Raw genomic sequence first — 7,422 nt, 5'->3', positions numbered from 1 at the left:
GCAAGGCTCAGACCCAGCGAAGTCGTAGATCTCAGTAGGTTTTTCATGTTCACGTCCTCATCATTACGGGAACGCCGTTCGGGCAGCGCTTGTCACCCAACGCATAATGGGGCCGCTGGTTCCGCTATCCAATATCAATAGCTTACCCCAAGAAAATACCGCGCCCCCCGAGGAGGACGCGGCAAAGGTTTACGGGGTGTTATCGGCTATCAGGCGATGGCGGCCACCGCGCGGCGGGTCATTACGCCGCAAAGGTGGGCGCGGTAGGCGCCGCTGCCGTGCAAATCGCTGATCATATCGCCCGCGTCGAGGGTTAGCCCCTCCAACGCCTCCGGCGCGAACCGCTCCGACAGTGCAGCTTCGGCCTCGGTCCAGCGGAAGACGCCGTCGTTCGACGCGCCGGTGATCGCCACGCGCACCCCATCGCCAAACCGTGCAACATAGGCCGCAACAAGCGGGAAGCGCGAGGCAGGCTGAATGAACTTCTCGTAATGCGCGGCTTCAGGGATGGGGAAGCGGACGCCGGTGACGATCTCGCCCTCCTCAAGCGCGGTGGTGAACATGCCTTGGAAATAGTCATCCGCAGCAATTTCGCGGCGGTCGGTCTCAATGGTCGCGCCGCTGGCCAAAGCGCCCGCCGGGTAGCAGGCAGAAGGGTCGTTATTGGCGAGCGATCCGCCGATGGTGCCCCGGTTGCGCACTGCCGGGTCGCCGATCCTTGCGGCGAGGCTGGCGAGCGCCGGGTAACTCTCCGCCGCCTCGCGCATCACCGTGGCATGGGTCGTGCCACCCCCGATCCACAGCGCCCCATCGCGCATCTCAACCCCTTTGAGCGCATCGATCCCCGCCAGCGATACCAAAATCGAAGGCATCGCCAGCCGCGCCTTCAGCGTGGGGATCAACGTCTGCCCGCCGCTCAGCGGTTGCGCATCCTCCTGCCCCAAAGCCTTGACCGCATCCGCCACGCTGCCGGGGCGCACTACTTCGAAATCATACATCTTTCATCCTTCCCAGAGGCCGCCCGAGCGTCGCCTCTTTTCTCAAACCAATCTTCAGCAGGCGCTTAGCCATTCATCGCCTCCCAGACCCGCGCGGGGCTGACCGGCATGTCGATATGGCCGATGTCCTTCCCGCCCGAGCGCATGGCATCGAGCACCGCGTTGACCACCGCAGGCGGCGAGCCGATTGCCCCCGCCTCCCCGCAGCCTTTCACGCCCAAGGGGTTGTGCGTGCAAGGCGTCTGGCAGGAGTGATCCACGTCATAAAACGGCAAATCGCTTGCGCGCGGCATGGCGTAATCCATGTAAGACGCGCTAAGCAGTTGGCCGTCCTCGTCGTAGGCGCAGTTCTCCAACAGCGCCTGACCGATACCTTGGGCCAGACCGCCGTGGACTTGGCCCGTCACGATCATCGGGTTCACCACATTGCCGAAATCATCGGCGGCGGTGAAGCGTTCGACCGTGACATGTCCGGTCTCGGGGTCCAACTCGACCTCACAGGCGTATGCCCCCGCCGGATAGGTGAAGTTCGACGGGTCGTAAAAGGCGGTTTCCTCAAGCCCCGGTTCGATCTCCTCCAACGGGTAGTTATGTGGCACATAGGCCGCGAGCGTCACATCGCCCCAAGCCACGGATTTATCCGTGCCCGCAACGCTAAAGGCGCCATCCTTCAACTCGATGTCCCCTTCCGAGGCTTCCAGAAGGTGGCTTGCGATCTTCTTGGCCTTGGCGATGATTTTTTCGGTCGCGCGCACCATGGCGCTGCCGCCCACCGCGAGCGAGCGGGAACCATAGGTGCCCATGCCCATCGGTGTACGCGCCGTATCGCCATGGACGATCTCAACCATATTCTCGTCGATGCCGATCATATCGGCCACCACCTGCGCAAAAGAGGTCTCATGCCCCTGCCCATGGCTGTGGCTGCCGGTCATCACGACCAAGCCGCCGGTGGCATTGACCCTTACCGTGGCGCTCTCATAGAGCCCTGCCCGCGCGCCGAGTTGGCCCACGAGGTTCGACGGCGCAATGCCGCATGCCTCGATGTAGCAGTTCACACCAAAGCCGCGCAGCTTGCCCTTCGCCTCACTCTCACGGCGCCGGGCTTCAAAACCGGCATGGTCCGCGATCTCTTCGAGCTTGTCCATTGTGGCATTGTAGTCGCCCGTGTCATATTCCACCGCCACCGGGGTTGCATAGGGAAACTCCGTCACGAAGTTCTGGCGGCGCAGTTTGATCGGGTCGACCTGCAACTCATGTGCGGCCTTGTCGATCAGACGCTCCAACTGATAGGTCGCCTCGGGCCGACCGGCCCCGCGATAGGCATCGACTGGCACGGTATTGGTAAAGACCGCCTTGACGTTCACATAGATCAGCGGCGTTTTATAGTTACCCGCCATCAGCGTGCCGTGCAGCCATGTCGGCACCGAGGGCGCGAAGGTCGAGAGGTACGCCCCCATGTTCGCATAGGTATCGGTGCGGATCGCGGTGAAATTGTTCTCCGCATCCAGCGCCAATTCGATCTTGGTGACATGATCCCGGCCATGGGCGTCAGACATGAAGGCTTCCGAGCGGCTCGAGGTCCATTTCACCGGCCGCCCCACCGCCTTGGCGGCGAAGGTGCAAAAGGCTTCCTCCTGATAGTGGAAGATCTTGGTGCCGAAACCACCGCCGACATCCGGGGCCACCACGCGCAGCTTATGCTCGGGGATGCCCAGCACGAAGGCGCCCATCAGCAGGCGGATCACATGCGGGTTCTGGCTGGTGGTATAGAGCGTGTGTTCCCCGTCCGAGCGGTTGTATTCGCCGATGGCCACGCGCGGCTCCATCGGGTTGGCGACGAGGCGGTTGTTGACCAGCTCCAGCGTGGTGACATGGGCGGCGTCGTCGAAAGCCTTGTTCACCGCCTCCTTATTCTCCTCCACGAACCCCCAGTCGTAGCAGAGGTTGCTGGTCAGATCGTCATGCACCCTGGGCGCATCCTCTTTCACCGCGTCTTTCATGTTCACCACGGCGGGCAACTCGTCGATGTCGACGACAATCGCCTCGGCGGCGTCGCGGGCCTGCGCCAGCGTCTCGGCCACCACGGCGGCGATGGGCTCGCCCACATGGCGGACCTTCTCATGGGCCAGTACGGGGTGTTTCGGCTCCTGCATGGGTTGGCCGTGTTTGTCGGTCACCTGCCAGCCGCAAGGCATCCCGCCCACTTCGGCGAAATCCGCGCCGGTGAAAATTTTCAGCACGCCGGGCATGCCTTCGGCGGCAGAGGTATCGACCCCGGTCAGCCGCCCATGGGCCACATCCGAGCGCAGGAAAAACACATGGGTCTGGCGGCGCAGGTTGATGTCATCGGTATAGCGCCCCGCCCCGGTGAGAAAGCGCACATCCTCCCGCCGTTTGCTGCTGGCCCCAATGCCGCTCGTCGGTTCAAAATCCTTTGGCATAATATCCTCCCGTTTGGTGGCGGTGCGATGCACCTGATCCGTCACGCGGCCTCCGGTTCTGGCGGTCCTCCCTCCGCCATCACCGGCCCGCCCGGCTTGACGCCGTTACTCAGCCGCCAGCGCGCTGACCTCTTGGCCGCTGGCCGCCATGATCGCTTTGACGATATTGTGATAGCCGGTGCAGCGGCAGATGTTGCCGTCAAGGTAATGGCGCACCTCGGCCTCGCTCGGTTTCGGGTTCTCTTTGAGTAAAGCCGCCGCCGACATCACCATCCCCGGGGTGCAAAAACCGCATTGCAGACCGTGGTGATCCTGAAACGCTTGTTGGATGGTGTTGAGCGTGCCATCGGGGGCCGCCTGCCCTTCGATGGTCTCGACCTCGGCGCCATCAGCCTCGACCGCGAACATGGTGCAGGCCTTGACCGCATCGCCGTTCACATGCACCACGCAGGCACCGCATTGGCTGGTGTCGCAGCCCACATGGGTGCCGGTCAGTTCCAGATCATCGCGCAGGAAATGCACCAGCAGCGTGCGGCCTTCGACCTGTCCCGACGCGGGTTTGCCGTTCACGGTCATCTTGACCTGTGTCATATTCTTCCTCCCAGTCTGACGCTTGTTGAGATCAGTTAAGCACGACAAACCCTAGTTGAGAACATATATTTTCTTAAGGTTTTGCCTCAGCTGCCGCCCGCGCTTTTGCCGGGGTTGCGCGGCTGCGGGCGCGTGGGGATCTCTTTCAGCAAGCCGCCCACGCCCATGGCCGCAATATCCGCGCTGGTGACCGGAATGCCGCAGACCAGCCGCGACAGCACCCAATCCGCCCCGTTGAGCGCGGGCGAACGGGCGCAGCCCGGCAGGCCGATCACCGCGCGGGTGCCGAGTTGTCCGAGAAAGAGCAGATTGCCCGGATCGACCGGCATCCCAAAGCGCGTCACCTCGCCGCCCGCCGCGCGCAGGGCGGAGGGGGCCACGTCGTTGATGTCCGACGTGGCAGAGGCGGTGAGGATCAGGACCAGATCGGTCTCCGCCGCGGCAATCGCCTCGCTCAGCGGGGCGCTGCGATGGGGGACGGTGACGACATCGCGGAGGGCCACATTCAGCGCGGTCAGCCGCCCCTCCACCGCGGCGCGGCCCTTGTCTCCGGCCCCGCCGGGGACATCGGTGACGATCAGCGTGGCATCGCGCAGCACGGGCGGCGCGAGGCGCAAGGCGCCCTCTCCCGCCGCCGCACAGGCGGCTTCGACTGTGCGTTCAGGCAGGGCGTAGGAGATGATTTTGATCGTCGCCACCATACCGTTTTCGCCCATCTGCTGATAGGGGGGCACAGTGGCCAGCGTGATCATCGGGTCCACGGCATTGACCGCCTCAAGCGCCGCGCGGTCCATCACCACCACCCCCGGCCCATCGGCCAGTAGGTTCACCCGCCCGGTAAAGGGTTTCGACATCCGCAGCCCCGGACCGCAGAGCGCATGGGCCAGCCGCGCGGCGCCTGCGTTCTCATCGATATCGCCGGGATCGAGCCGGGCGACGATCACCTCTTCGATGCCCGCCGCGGCAAGCGCCGCGATATCCTCTTGGGTCAGCACGCGGCCCTTGCGCAGCCGCCCCTGCTCGACGGCCACAGAATGGGCCAGCGTTGCGCCGAAAGCGGCGCTCAAAGGGACCGAGCCGAACCTCATGATCGGCGCAGGCTTTGGATCATCTGGGCGAGGATCGAGACGGCGATCTCAGCCGGGCTGGCCGCGCCGATGTCGAGGCCGACCGGCCCGTGGATACGCGCCGCCTGCTCTGCCGCCACACCTGCTTCCGCCAGCCGGTCAAGCCTGCTGGCCTGCGTCCGGGTCGAGCCGAGCGCGCCGATATAGAAAGCATCCGACCCAAGCGCGACATGCAGTGCCGGATCGTCGAGTTTGGGATCATGGGTCAGCAGGACCACGGCGGTGCGCGCATCAACCCCGATCCCACGCAGCGCGGCGTCGGGCCAATCGTTCACCACTTGGCAATCGGGGAAGCGGGCGGGTGAGCCGAAAGCCTCCCGCGGGTCGACGACGATCGGATCGAACCCCGCCTCTGTCGCCATGCGCACCAGATGCTGCGCGATATGCACGGCACCCACGATCACCAGCCGCAACGGCGGATTGTGGATGGCGATGAACCGCCCGGTTTCATCCTCCACGCCAGAGCGGTCACGGCGAAAGCGGTCATCATGCCCCGCCTCTGTCAGCCGACGGTCGCTGCCGTCCAACGCCACCTCATAGGCCACAGGCTGACGGGCCGCGCGCCTTGCCACCAGTTCCCGCAGCATCTCAAGGCTGAGCGCATCCGGCCCCACCGGCTCCACCAGCACCTTGATCGTGCCGCCGCAGGCCAGCCCCACGGCAAAGGCATCGCCATCGCTGACGCCGTATTCCAAGAGCCGCGTGCGCCCGTCTTCCAGCGCCTCCAATGCCTCGACCACCACCGCCCCTTCGACGCAGCCGCCCGAGACGGAGCCCATCATCGTGCCATCGCCCGCCACGACCAGTTGCGCGCCAGCCCGCCGGGGGGCGGAACCCCATGTTTCCACCACCGTGGCAAGGGCCACGGGCTGTCCGGCCTCGGCCCAGTCAAGCGCTTGTTCGGGGATCCGGTCCATCGGTCGTCCTTTCGTCGTGAGGGCGCAAAGTGTGTCGCATTGCGGGCAAAGGTCAATGGCCATCCGGCCTTCGGCTTCGCCTTGCACGCCGTGGCCAGCGGCACTACATCTAGCCCAAGCACACACAACAGCCGGAGCCACTCCATGCCCATGCAAGCCAGCGAAATCGAAGACCTGATCCGCGCGGCCTTTCCGGACGCCAAGATCACCGTCGAAGGCAATGACGGCGTGCATATGGCGGCCATGGTCGTCGACGAAAGCTTTCGTGGCATGAACCGGGTCCAGCAGCAGCGCGCCGTCTATGCCGCCCTCAAGGGCAAGATGGATGGATCGAACGGCGAATTGCACGCGCTGGCGCTGACCACCCGGACCCCGGACTAAACGATGTGGGGCTGGGTCGCTGCGGCAGTCGTGGGCGGGATCGCCGCCACCGCCTATGCCCAGCACCGCACCCGGCGTGGCCGGCATGTGCCGCTGTCGCAGCGCCAGCCCCCCCGGCCCGAGACCGGCAAGGTGCCGCTGGGGATGGAGGCGCTGGATTTGGATGCCGTGGCCAGCACCGCGCGGCGCAACGAAAGCCTCGAGCGCGGGCATACGAATTGGACCAAGAAGCGGGGCGGCTTTTTCCTCGGCGGGGCCGAGGTCGAGGTCAAACCTTGGGCCGACGACGAAACCTATGCGCGGCGCTATCACGCTGCGTTCAAGAAACCAGATACGAAGGACGAATGACATGAGCGATGCCGCAAGCCAGATCAAGGAACAGATCACCAAGAACGATGTGGTTCTGTTCATGAAGGGCACCAAGGAAATGCCGCAGTGCGGCTTCTCCAGCCGCGTGGCCGGGGTGCTGAACTACATGGGCGTGAACTACAGCGACGTGAACGTGCTGGCGGACGAAGGTCTGCGCCAGGGGATCAAGGATTTCTCGGACTGGCCCACCATTCCGCAGCTCTACGTCAAAGGCGAATTCGTCGGCGGCTGCGACATCATTACCGAGATGACGCTGTCGGGCGAGTTGGACACGCTTTTCGAAGAGAACGGCGTTGCCTTCGACAAGGACGCTGCCGACAAGATCCGCGAAGCCAACGGCTAAGCCGGGCGCCCGCGTCAAAGAAAACACCCCGGAGCGGTTTTACGCGCCGGGGTGTTTTTACATGTGAGGCTGGGCGGTGCCTCAGTCTTCGATGGCCGAGATCATATCGACACGGCGGCCATGCCGCCCGCCCTCGAATTCGGTATCGAGAAAGGCATCCACGATCTCGAGCGCCAGACCGCCGCCGATCACCCGCGCGCCCATCGACAGCATATTCGCGTCATTATGCGCCCGGATCATCTTGGCCGAGAAGGT

Annotated in this window: 9 protein-coding genes; 3 read left to right on the top strand and 6 right to left on the bottom strand. The window is 64.4% G+C overall.

Annotated elements, in window-relative coordinates:
* Window positions 1–209: 209 nt before the first annotated feature.
* The 5 genes from ACGYK7_RS18810 to ACGYK7_RS18790 form a co-directional block, all read right to left on the bottom strand.
* Window positions 210–998, bottom strand: coding sequence for an FAD binding domain-containing protein (locus ACGYK7_RS18810; protein WP_394403919.1), 789 nt, complete (start codon window positions 996–998; stop codon window positions 210–212).
* A gap of 65 nt (window positions 999–1,063) precedes the next feature.
* Window positions 1,064–3,439 carry a xanthine dehydrogenase family protein molybdopterin-binding subunit gene (locus tag ACGYK7_RS18805; protein WP_394403918.1) on the bottom strand — a complete coding sequence of 792 codons (2,376 nt, stop codon included), beginning with the start codon at window positions 3,437–3,439 and terminating at the stop codon, window positions 1,064–1,066.
* A gap of 105 nt (window positions 3,440–3,544) precedes the next feature.
* Complete coding sequence (locus ACGYK7_RS18800) at window positions 3,545–4,030, bottom strand: (2Fe-2S)-binding protein (protein WP_394403917.1); 486 nt, start codon at window positions 4,028–4,030, stop codon at window positions 3,545–3,547.
* A gap of 86 nt (window positions 4,031–4,116) precedes the next feature.
* The gene (locus ACGYK7_RS18795; protein WP_394403916.1) at window positions 4,117–5,118 is read right to left on the bottom strand and encodes a molybdopterin-binding protein; all 1,002 of its coding nucleotides are present in this window, start codon (window positions 5,116–5,118) and stop codon (window positions 4,117–4,119) included.
* On the bottom strand, window positions 5,115–6,074 hold the full coding sequence (locus ACGYK7_RS18790; protein WP_394403915.1) for an XdhC family protein: 960 nt from the start codon (window positions 6,072–6,074) through the stop codon (window positions 5,115–5,117). Before ACGYK7_RS18790 ends, ACGYK7_RS18795 begins: the two co-directional genes overlap by 4 nt.
* A 144-nt stretch (window positions 6,075–6,218) precedes the next feature.
* Here ACGYK7_RS18790 and ACGYK7_RS18785 point away from each other — a divergent pair, with 144 nt between their 5' ends.
* From ACGYK7_RS18785 to grxD, 3 genes are read left to right on the top strand one after another with little or no spacing between them, the layout of a single operon-like run.
* Entirely contained in the window at window positions 6,219–6,455 is a 237-nt protein-coding gene (locus tag ACGYK7_RS18785) for a BolA family protein (protein ID WP_394403914.1), read from the top strand.
* A gap of 3 nt (window positions 6,456–6,458) precedes the next feature.
* Window positions 6,459–6,803 carry a hypothetical protein gene (locus tag ACGYK7_RS18780; RefSeq protein WP_394403913.1) on the top strand — a complete coding sequence of 115 codons (345 nt, stop codon included), beginning with the start codon at window positions 6,459–6,461 and terminating at the stop codon, window positions 6,801–6,803.
* Between the two features lies 1 nt (window position 6,804).
* Window positions 6,805–7,167 carry a Grx4 family monothiol glutaredoxin gene (grxD, locus tag ACGYK7_RS18775; RefSeq protein WP_394403912.1) on the top strand — a complete coding sequence of 121 codons (363 nt, stop codon included), beginning with the start codon at window positions 6,805–6,807 and terminating at the stop codon, window positions 7,165–7,167.
* 81 nt (window positions 7,168–7,248) lie between these two features.
* Here grxD and ACGYK7_RS18770 read toward each other — a convergent pair.
* A partial coding sequence (locus ACGYK7_RS18770; protein WP_394403920.1) for an RpiB/LacA/LacB family sugar-phosphate isomerase occupies window positions 7,249–7,422 on the bottom strand: 174 nt, incomplete at its 5' end.

It is taken from the genome of Sulfitobacter sp. 1A15299, from assembly GCF_043556915.1.
GTDB lineage: Bacteria > Pseudomonadota > Alphaproteobacteria > Rhodobacterales > Rhodobacteraceae > Sulfitobacter.
Note: the sequence above shows the minus strand (reverse complement) of the source record. Positions and strands in the feature narration are given on the sequence as shown.

Excerpts from the sequence above, each read along its gene's own strand:
- ACGYK7_RS18810 (WP_394403919.1), bottom strand. The coding sequence starts at position 998 with ATGTATGATTTCGAAGTAGTGCGCCCCGGCAGCGTGGCGGATGCGGTC.
- ACGYK7_RS18800 (WP_394403917.1), bottom strand. The coding sequence starts at position 4,030 with ATGACACAGGTCAAGATGACCGTGAACGGCAAACCCGCGTCGGGACAG.
- ACGYK7_RS18790 (WP_394403915.1), bottom strand. The coding sequence starts at position 6,074 with ATGGACCGGATCCCCGAACAAGCGCTTGACTGGGCCGAGGCCGGACAG.
- ACGYK7_RS18795 (WP_394403916.1), bottom strand. The coding sequence starts at position 5,118 with ATGAGGTTCGGCTCGGTCCCTTTGAGCGCCGCTTTCGGCGCAACGCTG.
- ACGYK7_RS18805 (WP_394403918.1), bottom strand. The coding sequence starts at position 3,439 with ATGCCAAAGGATTTTGAACCGACGAGCGGCATTGGGGCCAGCAGCAAA.
- ACGYK7_RS18785 (WP_394403914.1), top strand. The coding sequence starts at position 6,219 with ATGCCCATGCAAGCCAGCGAAATCGAAGACCTGATCCGCGCGGCCTTT.
- ACGYK7_RS18780 (WP_394403913.1), top strand. The coding sequence starts at position 6,459 with ATGTGGGGCTGGGTCGCTGCGGCAGTCGTGGGCGGGATCGCCGCCACC.
- grxD (WP_394403912.1), top strand. The coding sequence starts at position 6,805 with ATGAGCGATGCCGCAAGCCAGATCAAGGAACAGATCACCAAGAACGAT.